This window comes from Pseudomonas sp. NFPP24, assembly GCF_900112095.1.
Classification (GTDB): domain Bacteria; phylum Pseudomonadota; class Gammaproteobacteria; order Pseudomonadales; family Pseudomonadaceae; genus Aquipseudomonas; species Aquipseudomonas extremorientalis.
Window position 1 is genome coordinate 242,566 of the sequence record NZ_FOKD01000007.1, and the last position, 15,111, is coordinate 257,676.

Sequence of the window (15,111 nt, forward strand, 5' to 3'; positions counted from 1 at the left end):
ATCCCCTGCACCTGCTAAACCTTGTGTCATTGCCAATGACAAGGAAGCAGTCACATGTCAGTCGAGTCAGAAGTATCCCTGGATGGGAATAAGTTGACGATCGCGGTCAAGGGCCGGTTTGATTTCGGCAGCCATCAAGCGTTTCGTGACGCCTACGAGCGTTTCTACAAGGTGCCCACTACCTACGTCGTGGACTTGAAAGAGACGACCTACCTCGACAGCTCCGCCCTCGGCATGCTGTTGCTGCTGCGCGATCATGCCGGCGATGACGCCGATATCCGGGTGATCAACAGCAATTCGGATGTGCGCAAGATCCTCGGTATCTCCAACTTCGACAAACTGTTCGACATCAGTTGAGCGTCCTGGCCCCGGTCCTTGAGCCGCTGACGATCCTGATCGCCGAAGACAGCGCCGCCGACCTGCTGTTGCTGTCGACCATCATCCGACGCCAGGGCCACCAGGTGCTCACGGCCACCAACGGTGCTGAAGCGGTCGCGGTGTTTACCCGTGAGAGACCGCAGTTGGTGTTGATGGATGCGCTGATGCCGGTGATGGACGGTTTTGAGGCGGCGCGGCGGATCAAGCAATTGGCGGGTGAAGAGCTGGTGCCGCTGATTTTCCTCACCTCCCTGCGCGAGAGCGAAGCGCTGGCCCAGTGCCTGGATGCCGGCGGTGATGACTTCCTGCCCAAGCCCTACAACCAGCTGATTCTTGCGGCGAAGATCAATGCCATGGACCGCCTGCGTCGGTTGCAGGCCACGGTCTTGCAGCAACGCGACCTGATCGCCAAACACCACGATTACCTCCTGCATGAGCAGCGGGTGGCCAAGGCGGTGTTCGACAAGGTTGCCCATTCCGGTTGTATCAACGCCGCGCCGAATATTCGCTACCTGCAATCGCCCTACGCGTTGTTCAACGGTGATTTGCTGTTGGCTGCCTACACCCCGTCCGGCGACATGCACGTGCTGCTCGGTGACTTCACCGGGCATGGCCTGCCGGCGGCGGTGGGGGCCATGCCCCTGGCAGAAGTGTTCTACGGCATGACCGCCAAGGGCTACGGCCTGGCACAGACCCTGCGCGAGATGAACGCCAAGCTCAAGCGCATCCTGCCGGTGGACATGTTCTGCTGCGCCACCCTGTTGTGCCTGAGCACGCAGCGGCGGGTGGTGGAGGTGTGGAACGGCGGCATGCCCGAAGGCTATGTGCATGAAATCGCCACGGGTAAACGCACGCCACTGGAATCGCGGCATTTGCCGTTGGGTGTGCTGTCGGCGCAAGCCTTTGATGATCGCACCGAGGTCTGGCCCATGGCCCTGGGTGACCGGGTGTTCCTGTTGTCCGATGGCGTGCTGGATACCGCTGACGCCAATGAGCAGCTGTTCGGCGCTGAACGTTTGCAGCAGGTGTTCGCCGCCAACCGCGAGCCTGATCGGCTGTTTGAAGATATCGAACAGGCGCTGGCGGCCTTCCGAGGCAAAGCGCGGGATGACGTGAGCATGGTGGAGATCACCCTGCAAGTCGACCAGCAACTGCGTGCGAGCGGGCCGTTGTATGCCGACAGTGGGCAGTCTTGTCCGCTGGATTGGTCGGTGAGTTTCGAATTCCGTGCAGAGACCTTGAAGCGTTACAACCCATTGCCGTACCTGTTGCAACTGCTGCTGGAGATCCACGGCCTGCGCGAGCAGAGCGGGGCGCTGTACAGCGTGATGGCGGAGCTGTATTCCAATGCGCTGGAGCATGGCGTGCTGGGCCTGGATTCACGGCTCAAGCGTGACGCCCAGGGGTTTGCCGAGTATTACCGTCTGCGTAATGACCGCCTGGCACAACTCAACAGCGGCTATATACGGGTGCATGTGCAGGTGGTACCGACGGAGGCGGGTGGCAGGATGACTCTGCGGGTCGAGGACAGCGGCCCCGGTTTCGATGTGGAACAGGTGCTGGCGCTGCCGTTGGATATCGACCGTCTGTCCGGCCGGGGCTTGAGCCTGGTGCGCCAATTGAGCAGCGATGTACGCTGGTCGGATGGCGGGCGCAGTGTCTGCGTGGAGTTTTCCTGGGAGGCTCTGGCATAATCCGCCGATTCTTGATCAAGGAGCGAGCAAGTGGTTGATCTACATCTGGACCCGGAGGTGCTGTCGGGTTTGCAGGAAGTCATGGAAGGCGAGTATCCCAAGTTGCTTGATACCTTTCTCGATGATTCCCAGAAGCGCGTCGAAGCGCTGCGCAAGGCCAGGGATGATGCGAAGGCGTTGGGGCGGATTGCGCATAGCTTCAAGGGCAGCAGTGGAAACCTTGGGGCGGTGAGGTTGGCGCAGTTGTGTCAGCGGTTGGAGGTTGAGTCCGTTGGGCCGGTGGTTGGGGATCTGGGCGAGTTGGTGGATCAGATTGATCGGGAGTTTGCGTTGGTGAAGCCGTTGTATGAGTCGGAGCGGCAGCGGTTTCAGATTTGATTGAGTACATATCCGTTGCTGCGGTAACGGCGGCTTATGGTTCCGCTCTTACAGCGGGTCACTTTTTGAAGAGCGCAAAAAGTAACCAAAAACGCTTCGCCCCAACACTCGGCACCTCGCCTAGGCTCGGTGTTCCCTCACTCCGGCTTGAATCCGTGGGCCGCCGTCATGGGCCATCCATGGCCCAGGACGGCTAACCCGGCGTCCTGCCGGGTTACCCACGGATTCAAGCCTGCGTTCGGCCAGCGTGTTTGACGGGGCGCCGAAGATCACAAGCAAGAGCGACTCGCTGCGCATCGTAGATACGTTTTTTGTTCTGTGTAACCGACTTACTGTGGCGAGCGGGCTTGCCCCGCGTTGGGCTGCGAAGCAGCCCTAGAACCAGTGAGCGCGCCGCGTTTATCCTGGCTTCCCGCGTTATGGTTAACGACCTTCGCGGGCAAGCCCTGCTCCTACAGGGGAGCGCGTACGCTTCAACGATTCGGTCGGCTATTCGGCCGCCGCGCTTTGCTTTTGATTTTGATCTTAGGCGCCCCGTCAAACACGCTGGCCGGAATTCGGCAGGGATTTGGGGGGTAAACCGGCAGGGATGCCGGTTTAGCCGCCCCGCGCCATGGATGGCGCGTGGCGGCGGCCCCCCAAATCACTGTCGGATTACGGGCACACCGAGCCTAGGCGAGGTGCCGAGTGTTGGGGCAAGAGCCCTTTGCTTACTTTGGGCTGGGCCGGCATTCCGGCTTTTCCAAAGTGAGCCGCCGTAAGGGCGGAACCCTAAGTGGCCGTTACCTAAAAAACGGATATGTACTCAATAAAACCAACCGCCCCCAAACCTGGCCCAACTCTTGCTCTACCTCTCAATACTGCATCCCCGACCCCCATGCAGTGGAGACCTTTACCTATGCCAGTCGCCCCGAATTCGCTCCTTCAGGCTGCCCCCGCGGCCAAGCCTCAAGCGCCCTCTGCCAACCCATCGGCAGTGGCTGCGGACCCACGGGACAAGGGCCCTGGCTTCGCTCAAGTGTTTGCCAGCCAGGCGTCCAAGCCCACGGTCAAGACCGACGACAGCTCGGCCAAACCCACCGCAGGCAAGTCGTCCGATGCCAGCGCCAAGCCTGCAGCGGGCAATGACAAGCCTGCCGCCAGTACGCCAGCCGTTGCCGATAGCGGCAATACCTTGCCTGCCACGCCGCCGGCCAAAACCGACGACAGCGCGAGCAAGGATGACGACGCGCCAGCCGACCCTGCCTTGGTGCAGCAACCTCCGGCTGACCCGGTGGTCGACCCGGCGCTGATTGCCACCGTCACCCCGGTAGCCGTGCCGGTGCCGGTTGAAACACCTGCGCCCGCGACCACGACCAAGGATGACAAGGCTCAGCCGGTGGTTGCTGCGCCGGTCGCAGCGACCGAGGAAGCCAAGCCGGCCTTCGATCCTGAAGCAGATCCCCTGGATGCCATGCCCGCCGTGCGCCTGGCGATGGAGCAGGGCGGTCACGTATCGGCCAGCAGCCAGGCGCAGGCAAAAACCGCTCCGGCACCGACTCAGGATCAACCCACTGCCGCACAGAATTTCGCCGCCGGCCTGGCCAATATGGTCGACCAGCAAGCCACCAAGGACAGCACCGACCAGGGCGGCGACAAGGCCTTCAGCGGGTTGATCGAAGACGGTCTCAAGGACCTGAAGAACGCCAGCAGCGACACCCGTGTCGATGACTTCGCCAACCGCCTCGCCGCGTTGACCCAGGCGGCCACGCCGAAAACCGCCAACGCCTTGCCACCGGTGACCAATGCGCCCTTGGCCATGCACCAGAGCGGCTGGACCGATGAAATCGTCAACCGGGTGATGTACCTGTCCAGTGCCAACCTCAAGTCGGCGGAGATCCAGTTGCAACCCGCTGAGCTTGGTCGCCTGGATATCAAGGTCAACATGACCGCCGACCAACAGGCCCAGGTCAACTTCATGAGCGCCCACCCGGTGGTACGTGAAGCGCTGGAAAGCCAGTCCGGGCGCTTGCGGGAGATGTTTGCCCAGCAGGGCATGGGCCAGGTGGACGTGAACGTGTCGGACCAGTCCCGTGGGCAGGAGCAACAACAGCAGCAGGCCCAGACCCGTGGTGTGAGCGGTGGCGGCGGGCGGGGCGGTGACAATGGCGACAGCGGCAACCACCTTGATGTGGCTGAAGCCGTGACGCCGGTCACCTCAACCGTAATCGGCTCCAGTGCGGTCGACTACTACGCCTGATCCGGACGAAATGTGGGAGGGGGCTTGCCCCCGATGAGGGCGTGTCAGCTGAAACATGGGTGACTGATACACCGCTATCGGGGGCAAGCCCCCTCCCACAATTTGATTTGCTGCGCCCGTACCTCCTCGACTTCCAGACAACTCTGGCATAACACTTGCTCTTGCCTCTCCGTAGATCTATGAATCCCCGAATAGTGACGGATTATTGGCATGGCGAAGAGCGAAGACGCAGCAAAAGCACCAGCAGGCAAAGGCAAGCTCAAGCTTATCCTGTTGATAGTCCTGGGCCTGCTCCTGGCTATCGGCGCCTCGGTGGGTGGCACCTGGTACATCATGCACAGCAGTGCCAGCAAGCCGGCACCCGCCGCCGAAACCGCCACTAACGTCAAGCAACCGGCAATCTTCGAGCCGATGCTTCCGGCCTTTGTCGCCAACTTCAATCAGAACGGTCGTCAACGCTACCTGCAGGTGAGCATCACCTTGCTGGCGCGTAACGCTTCGGACCTGGACGCCCTCAAGGTGCACATGCCCGTGATCCGCAACAACCTCGTCATGCTGTTCTCCAGCCAGAGCTTCGACACACTCGCCACGCCGGTGGGCCAGGAAATGCTGCGCCAGAAAGTCACGGCCAGCGTGCAGGAAGTGGCCCAGAAGGAGCTCGGCAAAGTCGTGGTCGAGCAGGCGCTCTTCACTAACTTCGTATTGCAGTAGGATCACGACATGGCCGTGCAAGACCTGCTGTCCCAGGATGAAATCGACGCGCTGCTGCATGGCGTCGACGATGGTCTGGTACAGACCGAAATGGCTGCCGAGCCCGGCAGCGTCAAAAGTTATGACCTCACCAGCCAGGATCGCATCGTCCGTGGACGCATGCCGACCCTGGAGATGATCAACGAACGTTTCGCCCGCTATACCCGCATCAGCATGTTCAACATGCTGCGTCGTTCGGCGGACGTGGCGGTGGGCGGCGTGCAGGTGATGAAGTTCGGCGAGTACGTGCACTCGCTGTACGTGCCCACCAGCCTCAACCTGGTCAAGATCAAGCCACTGCGCGGCACCGCGCTGTTCATCCTCGACGCCAAGCTGGTGTTCAAGCTGGTGGACAACTTCTTCGGCGGCGACGGTCGCCACGCCAAGATCGAAGGCCGTGAGTTCACCCCCACCGAGTTGCGGGTGGTGCGCATGGTGCTGGAGCAGGCCTTCATCGATTTGAAGGAAGCCTGGCAGGCGATCATGGAAGTCAACTTCGAGTACATCAACTCCGAAGTGAACCCGGCCATGGCCAACATCGTCGGCCCCAGCGAAGCCATTGTGGTGTCGACCTTCCACATCGAACTCGATGGTGGTGGCGGCGACCTGCACGTGACCATGCCGTACTCGATGATCGAACCGGTGCGCGAAATGCTCGACGCCGGTTTCCAGTCCGACCTGGACGACCAGGACGAACGTTGGGTCAAGGCCTTGCGCGAAGACCTGCTGGACGTCGACGTACCGTTGAGCGCCACCGTGGCCCGTCGGCAACTGCGCCTGCGCGATATTTTGCACATGCAGCCGGGGGATATCATCCCCGTCGAACTGCCGGAAGAAATGATCATGCGCGCCAACGGCGTGCCGTCATTCAAGGTCAAGCTCGGTTCCCACAAGGGCAACCTGGCGCTGCAGGTGGTCGAGCCGATCACCCGTCGTTGATGCACCCCTATTTATGAATGTTTGCTCCGCCGAGGACATGTAATGGCTACCGAACACGAAAACACTTCCGCCGAAGACCAGGCCCTGGCTGACGAATGGGCGGCTGCCCTGGAAGAAACCGGCGATGTTGGCCAGGACGATATCGACGCGCTGCTGGCCGCTGACGCCGCCACCGCTCCGGCCGGCAACCGCCTGCCTATGGAAGAATTCGGCAGCGTGCCGAAAAACAACGAGCCGGTGTCCCTCGATGGCCCGAACCTGGATGTGATCCTCGACATTCCGGTGTCGATTTCCATGGAAGTCGGCAGCACCGAAATCAACATCCGCAACCTGCTGCAACTCAACCAGGGTTCGGTGATCGAGCTTGACCGCCTGGCCGGCGAGCCGCTGGACGTGCTGGTCAACGGCACCCTGATCGCCCACGGCGAAGTGGTGGTGGTCAACGAAAAGTTCGGCATCCGCCTGACCGACGTGATCAGCCCGAGCGAACGCATCAAGAAGTTGCGCTGATATGAAGTATTCGATGGCGGGACTGTTTCTGGCGCTGCCATTGAGCGCCCTCGCGGCTGAGCCGGCCGCGCAAGCGACGGCGGCGGTCGCACCAGTGGTGAGCAGCGGTATCGGCGGACAATTGACCCAGCTGGTGCTGGGCCTGTTGCTGGTGGTCGGGCTGATTTTCGTGCTGGCCTGGCTGATGCGCCGCGTGCAGCGCGTAGGGCCGGGCAACGGCCAGGTGATCGAGATGATCGGTTCGCGCGCCCTCGGCCCGCGTGATCGGCTGGTGCTGGTGCAGGTGGGCGAGGAACAGATCCTGTTGGGTATCACCCCCGGCCGCATCACCCCGTTGCACGTGCTCAAGACCCCGGTGAGCGTGGATCAGGGCCAGTCCGCCACGCCAGAATTCGCCCAGCGCCTGATGGAGTTGCTGGGCAAGGATCAGAAGGATAAGAAGTAATGCGCGTTTTATTGACGCTCATGCTGTTGCTGGCCGCGCCATTGGCGTTCGGCGCCGATCCGTTGTCGATCCCGGCCATTACGCTGGGGACCAACGCGGCGGGCGCGCAGGAGTATTCGGTCAGCCTGCAGATCCTGCTGATCATGACCGCGCTGAGCTTTATCCCGGCGTTTGTCATGCTGATGACCAGCTTCACGCGGATCATCATCGTGTTCTCGATCCTGCGCCAGGCACTGGGCCTGCAGCAGACGCCGTCGAACCAGATCCTCACCGGCATGGCCCTGTTCCTGACGCTGTTCATCATGGCGCCGGTGTTTGACAAGGTGAACCAGCAAGCCTTGCAACCCTACCTGGCGGAGAAAATGACCGCCCAGGATGCGATCGACAAGGCCCAGGGTCCGATCAAGGATTTCATGCTGTCGCAGACCCGCTCCAGCGACCTTGAGTTGTTCATGCGCCTGTCCAAGCGCACCGACATCGCCACCCCGGACCAGGCGCCGCTGACCATCCTGGTGCCGGCGTTCGTCACGTCGGAGTTGAAGACCGCGTTCCAGATCGGCTTCATGATCTTTATCCCGTTCCTGATCATCGACCTGGTGGTGGCGAGCGTACTGATGGCCATGGGTATGATGATGCTGTCGCCACTGATCATCTCGCTGCCGTTCAAGATCATGCTGTTTGTGCTGGTTGACGGCTGGGCGCTGATTATCGGCACCCTGGCCGGCAGTTTCGGCGGGGTATAGCGCAATGACGCCAGAAGTCGCCGTCGACCTGTTCCGTGAAGCATTGTGGCTGACCACCGTGATGGTCGCCGTGCTGGTGGTGCCGAGCCTGTTGGTCGGCCTGCTGGTGGCGATGTTCCAGGCGGCGACCCAGATCAACGAACAGACCTTGAGCTTCCTGCCGCGCCTGCTGGTGATGCTGGTCACCCTGATCGTGGCCGGCCCGTGGCTGGTGCAGACCTTCATGGAATATATCCTGCAGTTGTACGGCAGTATTCCGCAGTTGATCGGCTGACCCGATGCAGTCCTTGCTGGCGTTGACCGACACCCAGATCAGCACCTGGGTGGCGTCTTTCATCCTGCCGCTGTTCCGGGTCACGGCCATGCTCATGGCCATGCCGGTGTTCGGCACCACACTGGTCCCGCGGCGCGTGCGCCTGTACTTTGCGGTGGCGATTACCGTGGTGATCGTGCCCGGGCTGCCGCCGATGCCGCCGGTCAATGCCATCGATCTGAGTGCGTTGCTGCTGATTGCCGAGCAGATCCTGATCGGCGCGCTGATGGGCTTTTCCCTGACGCTGTTCTTCCAGGCCTTTGTGATCGCCGGGCAAATCATCTCGATCCAGATGGGCATGGGCTTCGCCTCTATGGTCGACCCTACCAACGGTGTGTCGGCGGCGGTGATCGGGCAATTCCTGACCATGCTGGTGACCTTGCTGTTCCTGGCCATGAACGGCCACCTGGTGGCCTTTGAGGTGATGACCGAAAGCTTTATCACCTTGCCGGTAGGCTCGGGGCTGGTGGTCAATCACTTCTGGGAGGTGGTCGGGCGGCTCGGCTGGGTATTGGGTGCTTCGCTGTTGCTGGTGTTGCCGGCGATCACCGCATTGCTGGTGGTCAACATCGCCTTTGGGGTGATGACTCGTGCGGCGCCGCAATTGAACATCTTCTCGATTGGTTTCCCGCTGACCCTGGTATTGGGCATGGGGATTTTCTGGATCGGCCTGGCCGACATTCTCAATCAGTATCAACCGCTGGCGACCGACGCCCTGCAGTTCTTACGTGATCTGGCACGGGCGCGCTGAGCCATGGCCGAGAGCGAGAGTGGTCAGGACAAAACAGAAGACCCCACGGAGAAACGTAAAAAGGACTCCCGGGAAAAGGGCGAGATTGCCCGCTCAAAAGAGCTCAATACCGTCGCCACCATGATGGCCGGTGCCGGCGCGTTGCTGATCTACGGCGGCGGTCTGGCGCTGGACTTGATGGAGTTGATGAAACACAACTTCGCCTTGCCCCGCGAGGTGCTGCTCAACCCCGACGCCATGGGCCGGTATCTGTTGCATTCGGGCAAGATCGCGATCCTGGCGGTGCAGCCGATTCTGATCACCTTGCTGCTCGCCGCACTGATCGGCCCGGTCGCCCTGGGCGGCTGGCTGTTCGCTGCCGGCAGCATGGCGCCCAAGTTCAGCCGCATGAACCCTGGCGCCGGGCTCAAGCGCATGTTCTCCACCAAGGCCCTGGTGGAGCTGCTCAAGGCGCTGGCCAAGTTCATCCTGATCCTGTTCGTGGCGCTGATGGTGCTGTCGTCCGACATTGATGACCTGCTGCTCATTGCCCATGAACCGCTGGAGTCGGCGATCATCCACAGCGTGCAGGTGGTGGGCTGGAGTGCGCTGTGGATGGCGGCCGGGCTGATCATCATCGCGGCGATGGATGCGCCGATCCAGTTGTGGGAAAGCCACAAGAAACTGCTGATGACCAAGCAGGAAGTGCGCGACGAGCACAAGGACCAGGAAGGGCGCCCCGAGGTCAAGCAACGCATCCGCCAACTGCAGCGCGAGATGTCCCAGCGCAAGATGATGGCCTCGGTGCCCGACGCCGATGTGGTCATCACCAACCCGACCCACTATGCCGTCGCCCTCAAATACGACCCGGAGAAGGGCGGCGCGCCGATGCTGCTGGCCAAGGGCAGTGACTTTACCGCGTTGAAGATCCGCGAGATCGCGGTGGCCAACGACATCCTGTTGCTGGAGTCGCCGGAGCTGGCGCGGTCGATTTTCTACTCCACCGACCTCGACCAGGAGATTCCCGCCGGGTTGTACCTGGCGGTGGCTCAGGTGCTGGCGTATGTCTATCAGATTCGCCAATACCGCGCCGGCAAAGGCAAGCGCCCGGATCCGCTCAAGGATTTGCCGATTCCGCCGGATTTGCGCCGCGATTCCTGACGTACTCCCGCCCTGCCTACCACTCATCGATAACTGTCGTCTACCTGTCAGACTTCACAGTAGCCAAAGCGCGCTGCTCGCGGTTCTATTGCCCTATGCACTGCGCGCAGGCTGTAAACGAGATGCAGGGAGAGTGGTTTTGAATCGGTTTACCAGAGGCATCGTCAAATCCTATAACCGGAAAACTGGAAAGGGTTTGATTGTCGTGGATGGCGAGACTGTTCCGGTGGACCTCATTGGTTCGCGGGACGTCCGGCTTGCGGTGGGGGTGCAGGTGGTGTTTCAGCGGATCCATCGACCTGACGGTATCTTTGCGTGCGATGTCAGGGTCATCCAACAAGTCCTTGAGTGAGATGTCAGGAGAACCGTAATGGCAACAGGCACGGTGAAGTGGTTTAACGCGGAGAAGGGTTTTGGGTTTATTGCCCAAAAAGGTGGCGTTGATGTTTTTGTCCATTATTCGGCCATCAAGGGCGAAGGTTTCAAGACGCTTGAAGAGAACCAAAAAGTGGAGTTCGACGTTACGCAAGGGCCCAAAGGCGCTCAGGCCGAGAACGTCCGCGTCCTATGAGCTTGATGATCGTTCCTGCAGGGTGATACAGGAACGATCAGCCATCAGGCCATCAAGTGCTCGCTGTCCTCCAGCACTCTGTCAGCCAGCAGCTTCGCCAGCCCGATCAACTGCGCAACACCCAGCGCACCTTCGCGTTTTGTCCGGTCCAACTCGAAGGCAAAGTCACTCATGTAAGTGGAGCCGCCACTGATCGCCGCGACGCGATGGAGAGTGGCAGCTGTGCGCAGGTTCGCGGACCGGTTACCACTGGACCCGGCATACCCGAGGGTATCCCGCGCACAGTCACCATAAGGCCGCACAGTAGACGATAAAAAGGCGTCAACTGAAAGCGGACAATGGCGCTTCTGCGCATTGGTAAGCCGGGCCGCGACGCCCGCCCACTGCGTTTGCAGCGGTGTACGGAGACTAGAGAGCGAGTTTCCTAGGGGCAACCGCAAAACCTTATCGGAAATTTCCCCAGTAGTACCGGCTGCGCGCACATCCAAGTGTGGGAGGGGGCTTGCCCCCGATGGCGTTGTGTCAGTCACCGACTCTTAGTCTGGCAAGCTGCAATCGGGGGCAAGCCCCCTCCCACATTTAAAATATGTTCTTTCCGAAAAAACGTGAGTGTTCATAGCGATCGACGTTCCAAAACAAAAGTTGGAAGGCTTCTTGCAATACCGCCTTCAGGACGCCCAACTGCGTCAAAACTTTGCTTCAAAGGACACGAGGAATACTGGTGGATCGCTCTCAAATGCTCGGCACGGCGCGCAGCACCCTGACTGACCTCTCGCGGGGCAATCTGGGTGTGCCGTTGTTGTTGCTGGTGATGCTGGCAATGATGATGTTGCCGATGCCGCCGTTCCTGCTCGACGTGTTCTTTACCTTCAACATTGCCCTGTCCGTCGTGGTGCTGCTGGTCTGCGTGTACGCCCTGCGGCCGCTGGATTTTGCGGTATTCCCGACCATCCTGCTGGTCGCCACCTTGCTGCGCCTGGCGCTGAACGTGGCGTCCACCCGCGTGGTGATGCTCCACGGTCAGGACGGCCACGCCGCCGCCGGTAAGGTGATCCAGGCCTTTGGTGAGGTGGTGATCGGCGGTAACTACGTGGTGGGTATCGTGGTGTTCGCGATCCTGATGATCATCAACTTCGTGGTGGTGACCAAGGGTGCCGGGCGGATTTCCGAGGTGAGCGCGCGGTTTACCCTCGACGCCATGCCCGGCAAACAAATGGCGATCGACGCCGACCTCAACGCCGGCCTGATCGACCAGAACCAGGCCAAGACACGTCGCCTGGAAGTCGCCCAGGAAGCCGAGTTCTACGGCTCCATGGACGGTGCCAGCAAATTCGTGCGCGGTGACGCCATCGCCGGCCTGCTGATTCTGTTCATCAACCTCATCGGCGGCATGGCCGTCGGTATCTTCCAACACGGCATGACCTTCGGCGATGCGGGCAAGGTCTACGCCTTGCTGACCATCGGTGACGGTTTAGTGGCGCAATTGCCATCACTGTTGTTATCCACAGCAGCGGCGATCATGGTGACCCGTGCTTCGGGCTCCGAAGACATGGGCAAGCAGATCAGCCGGCAGATGTTCGCCTCGCCCAAGGCCCTGGCCGTGGCGGCGGGCATCATGGCGATCATGGGCATCGTGCCGGGCATGCCCCACGTATCGTTCCTGACCATGGCGGCCCTGGCCGGCGGTGCGGCCTACCTGTTCTGGAAAAAGCAGAATGCGGTCAAGGTCCAGGCCCAGCAGGAGATTGCGCGCCAGCAGGAACTGCTGCCATCCCCTGCCCGCGCCCAGGAAACCAAGGAGCTGGGCTGGGATGACGTGACCCCGATCGACATGATCGGCCTGGAAGTCGGCTACCGCCTCATTCCGCTGGTGGACCGCAACCAGGGTGGTCAATTGCTCGCGCGGATCAAGGGCGTGCGCAAGAAGCTGTCCCAGGACCTGGGCTTCCTGATGCCCACCGTGCATATCCGCGACAACCTTGACCTGGCGCCCAGCGCCTACCGCCTGACCCTGATGGGCGTGATCCTGGCGGAAGCCGAGATCTACCCGGACCGCGAGCTGGCAATCAACCCGGGGCAGGTGTTCGGCAGCCTCAACGGCATTACCGCCAAAGATCCGGCTTTTGGCCTGGACGCGGTATGGATCGAAATCAGTCAGCGCAGCCAGGCGCAGTCCCTGGGTTACACCGTGGTGGACGCCAGCACCGTGGTCGCCACCCACCTCAACCAGATCCTGTACAAGCACTCCCACGAGCTGATCGGCCACGAAGAAGTCCAGCAATTGATGGGTTTGCTCGGCAAAGCCTCGCCAAAACTCGCCGAAGAGCTGGTGCCGGGCATTCTGTCGCTGTCCCAGTTGCTCAAGGTATTGCAGGCGTTGCTGGCCGAACAGGTGCCGGTGCGCGACATTCGCAGCATTGCCGAGGCTATCGCCAACAATGCCGCCAAGAGTCAAGATACTGCCGCGCTGGTGGCCGCGGTGCGCGTCGGATTGTCGCGTGCAATCGTGCAAAGCATTGTAGGGCTTGACTCCGAGCTGCCTGTGATCACCTTGGAACCCAGGTTGGAACAAATATTGCTCAATAGTATTCAGAAGGCAGGACAAGGCCAGGAAGAGGGCGTTCTGCTGGAGCCAAGCATGGCGGAGAAGCTGCAGCGTTCGTTGATCGACGCCGCGCAACGCCAGGAAATGCAAGGCCAACCGGTGATCCTGCTGGTGGCAGGCCCGGTCCGGGCGATGTTGTCGCGGTTTGGGCGCCTGGCAGTACCGAATTTGCACGTTCTGGCTTATCAGGAAATTCCTGACAACAAGCAAGTGACTATCGTCGCGACAGTAGGGCCCAACGGCTGAGGGTAGTGGGTTATGCAAGTGAAGCGTTTTTTCGCCGCCGATATGCGTCAGGCCATGAAACTGGTTCGTGATGAGCTGGGCGCCGACGCCGCGATTATCGGCAACCGTCGTATTGCCGGCGGTGTCGAGCTGACGGCTGCCCTGGATTACACCCCTTCGGCCCTGGCGCCGCGCGTGCCGAACATGGAGCTCGAAGACGAGCTGCGCAAGACCGCTTCGCGCATCGTCTCGGCCCAGGCTGAACTGAGCATGCGTGGCGACAGCGATGCCACCACCAATCGTCAGTTGTTCGCCGGCCTGCCGCTGACCGCCGCCGAGCCATTGGTTGAGCCGACCTTCAAAGAGCCGCCGCGTCCCGCTGCGCCAGCCCCGGCAGCGGCGGTTGACCAGCGCGTGTTCGATTCGATGCGCTTTGAACTCAACGGTTTGCGTGAACTGCTCGAAGTGCAGTTGGGCTCGCTGGCCTGGAACCAGTTGCAAGGCAGCAAACCGCAACAGGCCAACCTGTGGCGCCGCCTGCAACGCATCGGCCTGTCCGGCCCGTTGTCCCGCGACCTGCTGGCCCTGACCACCGAGATCGAAGAGCCTCGCCAGGCCTGGCGCATGTTGCTGGCCCATCTGGCGCGGATGATCGCCACCCCGGAAATCGAACCCCTGGAAGAGGGCGGTGTGATCGCCATGGTCGGCCCTGCCGGCATGGGCAAGACCACCACCCTGGCCAAGCTGGCCGCCCGTTACGTGCTCAAGTACGGCGCTCAGAATATCGCGCTGGTGAGCATGGACAGCTACCGTATTGGTGCCCAGGAGCAGCTCAAGACCCTGGGCCGCATTCTCAATGTGCCGGTGACCCATGTCGACCCGGGCCAGTCCCTGGCCAACGCCCTCGACCCGCTGCTGCGCAAGCGCGTGGTGCTGATCGATACCGCCGGCCTGCAAGCCAGCGACCCGGCCTTGCGCATGCAGTTGGAAAGCCTGGCCGGGCGTGGCATCAAGTCGAAAAATTACCTGGTGCTTGCAACCACCAGCCAGAAACAGGTTCTTACCGCTGCGTATCATAGTTACAAGCGCTGCGGCCTGGCCGGTTGCATCCTCACCAAGCTCGACGAAACCGCGAGCCTGGGCGAGGTGCTGAGCCTGGCCATCAGTCATGAATTGCCGGTCGCCTACCTGACCGACGGGCCGCGGATCCCGGATGATCTGCATCTGCCGCGCCGTCATCAGTTGGTCAGCCGTGCAGTCAGCGTGCAAATGCAAGACGAGCCTAGCGAGGAAGCGATGGCCGATATGTTCGCCGACCTCTACCACAACCCGGCGAAGCGGGTAGGTTGAGGACGGTATGAACACCGTGAAAAGTATCTACATCGATGGTCTGCAAGCGATTCACGCGGCCAAGCCATGTAGCCTGCGTC

Annotated in this window: 15 protein-coding genes and 1 pseudogene; 15 read left to right on the forward strand and 1 reads right to left on the reverse strand. The window is 61.2% G+C overall.

The features are described from left to right. Positions 1-54 precede the first annotated feature (54 nt). From BM026_RS17175 to BM026_RS17240, 13 genes are all read left to right on the forward strand, one after another. Positions 55-357 (forward strand): STAS domain-containing protein, encoded by a 303-nt coding sequence (locus tag BM026_RS17175; RefSeq protein ID WP_058424909.1) that lies wholly within the window; start codon positions 55-57, stop codon positions 355-357. Beyond that, complete coding sequence (locus BM026_RS17180; RefSeq protein WP_093529507.1) at positions 354-2,072, forward strand: ATP-binding SpoIIE family protein phosphatase; 1,719 nt, start codon at positions 354-356, stop codon at positions 2,070-2,072. The genes BM026_RS17175 and BM026_RS17180 overlap by 4 nt, the downstream gene beginning before the upstream one ends. Positions 2,073-2,102: 30 nt before the next feature. After that, entirely contained in the window at positions 2,103-2,450 is a 348-nt protein-coding gene (locus BM026_RS17185; RefSeq protein ID WP_092243033.1) for an Hpt domain-containing protein, read from the forward strand. Between the two features lie 898 nt (positions 2,451-3,348). Continuing rightward, positions 3,349-4,689, forward strand: a complete 1,341-nt coding sequence (locus BM026_RS17190; protein ID WP_092243036.1) for a flagellar hook-length control protein FliK — start codon at positions 3,349-3,351, stop codon at positions 4,687-4,689. Between the two features lie 210 nt (positions 4,690-4,899). After that, entirely contained in the window at positions 4,900-5,400 is a 501-nt protein-coding gene (gene fliL, locus BM026_RS17195; RefSeq protein ID WP_092243038.1) for a flagellar basal body-associated protein FliL, read from the forward strand. A gap of 9 nt (positions 5,401-5,409) precedes the next feature. Beyond that, positions 5,410-6,378: a flagellar motor switch protein FliM gene (gene fliM, locus BM026_RS17200; RefSeq protein ID WP_071489822.1), complete on the forward strand. Its 969-nt coding sequence runs from the start codon at positions 5,410-5,412 to the stop codon at positions 6,376-6,378. A gap of 42 nt (positions 6,379-6,420) precedes the next feature. Next, complete coding sequence (gene fliN, locus BM026_RS17205; RefSeq protein ID WP_058427232.1) at positions 6,421-6,888, forward strand: flagellar motor switch protein FliN; 468 nt, start codon at positions 6,421-6,423, stop codon at positions 6,886-6,888. A 1-nt stretch (position 6,889) separates the two neighbouring features. Then, positions 6,890-7,333 (forward strand): flagellar biosynthetic protein FliO, encoded by a 444-nt coding sequence (fliO, locus tag BM026_RS17210; protein ID WP_093513998.1) that lies wholly within the window; start codon positions 6,890-6,892, stop codon positions 7,331-7,333. Beyond that, positions 7,333-8,076 carry a flagellar type III secretion system pore protein FliP gene (fliP, locus tag BM026_RS17215; RefSeq protein WP_016976565.1) on the forward strand — a complete coding sequence of 248 codons (744 nt, stop codon included), beginning with the start codon at positions 7,333-7,335 and terminating at the stop codon, positions 8,074-8,076. The genes fliO and fliP overlap by 1 nt, the downstream gene beginning before the upstream one ends. A 4-nt stretch (positions 8,077-8,080) precedes the next feature. Next, complete coding sequence (gene fliQ, locus BM026_RS17220) at positions 8,081-8,350, forward strand: flagellar biosynthesis protein FliQ (protein ID WP_010208761.1); 270 nt, start codon at positions 8,081-8,083, stop codon at positions 8,348-8,350. A gap of 4 nt (positions 8,351-8,354) precedes the next feature. Beyond that, a complete protein-coding gene (gene fliR / locus BM026_RS17225) occupies positions 8,355-9,140 on the forward strand; it encodes a flagellar biosynthetic protein FliR (protein ID WP_071489820.1) in 786 nt (261 codons plus the stop codon). A 3-nt stretch (positions 9,141-9,143) separates the two neighbouring features. Beyond that, on the forward strand, positions 9,144-10,280 hold the full coding sequence (gene flhB, locus BM026_RS17230) for a flagellar biosynthesis protein FlhB (RefSeq protein WP_093529510.1): 1,137 nt from the start codon (positions 9,144-9,146) through the stop codon (positions 10,278-10,280). 370 nt (positions 10,281-10,650) lie between these two features. Then, on the forward strand, positions 10,651-10,851 hold the full coding sequence (locus BM026_RS17240; RefSeq protein ID WP_093513997.1) for a cold-shock protein: 201 nt from the start codon (positions 10,651-10,653) through the stop codon (positions 10,849-10,851). Positions 10,852-10,895: 44 nt separating this feature from the next. On the opposite strand, the pseudogene BM026_RS29390 reads toward BM026_RS17240, so the two are convergent. Further along, a pseudogene (locus BM026_RS29390) lies at positions 10,896-11,018 on the reverse strand (DUF6124 family protein); the annotation flags it as partial. A gap of 569 nt (positions 11,019-11,587) precedes the next feature. Here BM026_RS29390 and flhA point away from each other — a divergent pair. Beyond that, positions 11,588-13,702: a flagellar biosynthesis protein FlhA gene (gene flhA, locus BM026_RS17245; RefSeq protein ID WP_219731804.1), complete on the forward strand. Its 2,115-nt coding sequence runs from the start codon at positions 11,588-11,590 to the stop codon at positions 13,700-13,702. 12 nt (positions 13,703-13,714) lie between these two features. Further along, the gene (gene flhF / locus BM026_RS17250; RefSeq protein ID WP_071489815.1) at positions 13,715-15,031 is read left to right on the forward strand and encodes a flagellar biosynthesis GTPase FlhF; all 1,317 of its coding nucleotides are present in this window, start codon (positions 13,715-13,717) and stop codon (positions 15,029-15,031) included. Positions 15,032-15,111: the final 80 nt, after the last annotated feature.

Excerpts from the sequence above, each read along its gene's own strand:
- fliP (WP_016976565.1), top strand. The coding sequence starts at position 7,333 with ATGCGCGTTTTATTGACGCTCATGCTGTTGCTGGCCGCGCCATTGGCG.
- BM026_RS17190 (WP_092243036.1), top strand. The coding sequence starts at position 3,349 with ATGCCAGTCGCCCCGAATTCGCTCCTTCAGGCTGCCCCCGCGGCCAAG.
- flhB (WP_093529510.1), top strand. The coding sequence starts at position 9,144 with ATGGCCGAGAGCGAGAGTGGTCAGGACAAAACAGAAGACCCCACGGAG.
- flhA (WP_219731804.1), top strand. The coding sequence starts at position 11,588 with ATGCTCGGCACGGCGCGCAGCACCCTGACTGACCTCTCGCGGGGCAAT.
- fliL (WP_092243038.1), top strand. The coding sequence starts at position 4,900 with ATGGCGAAGAGCGAAGACGCAGCAAAAGCACCAGCAGGCAAAGGCAAG.
- fliQ (WP_010208761.1), top strand. The coding sequence starts at position 8,081 with ATGACGCCAGAAGTCGCCGTCGACCTGTTCCGTGAAGCATTGTGGCTG.
- fliR (WP_071489820.1), top strand. The coding sequence starts at position 8,355 with ATGCAGTCCTTGCTGGCGTTGACCGACACCCAGATCAGCACCTGGGTG.
- fliN (WP_058427232.1), top strand. The coding sequence starts at position 6,421 with ATGGCTACCGAACACGAAAACACTTCCGCCGAAGACCAGGCCCTGGCT.
- BM026_RS17175 (WP_058424909.1), top strand. The coding sequence starts at position 55 with ATGTCAGTCGAGTCAGAAGTATCCCTGGATGGGAATAAGTTGACGATC.
- fliO (WP_093513998.1), top strand. The coding sequence starts at position 6,890 with ATGAAGTATTCGATGGCGGGACTGTTTCTGGCGCTGCCATTGAGCGCC.
- flhF (WP_071489815.1), top strand. The coding sequence starts at position 13,715 with ATGCAAGTGAAGCGTTTTTTCGCCGCCGATATGCGTCAGGCCATGAAA.
- fliM (WP_071489822.1), top strand. The coding sequence starts at position 5,410 with ATGGCCGTGCAAGACCTGCTGTCCCAGGATGAAATCGACGCGCTGCTG.
- BM026_RS17240 (WP_093513997.1), top strand. The coding sequence starts at position 10,651 with ATGGCAACAGGCACGGTGAAGTGGTTTAACGCGGAGAAGGGTTTTGGG.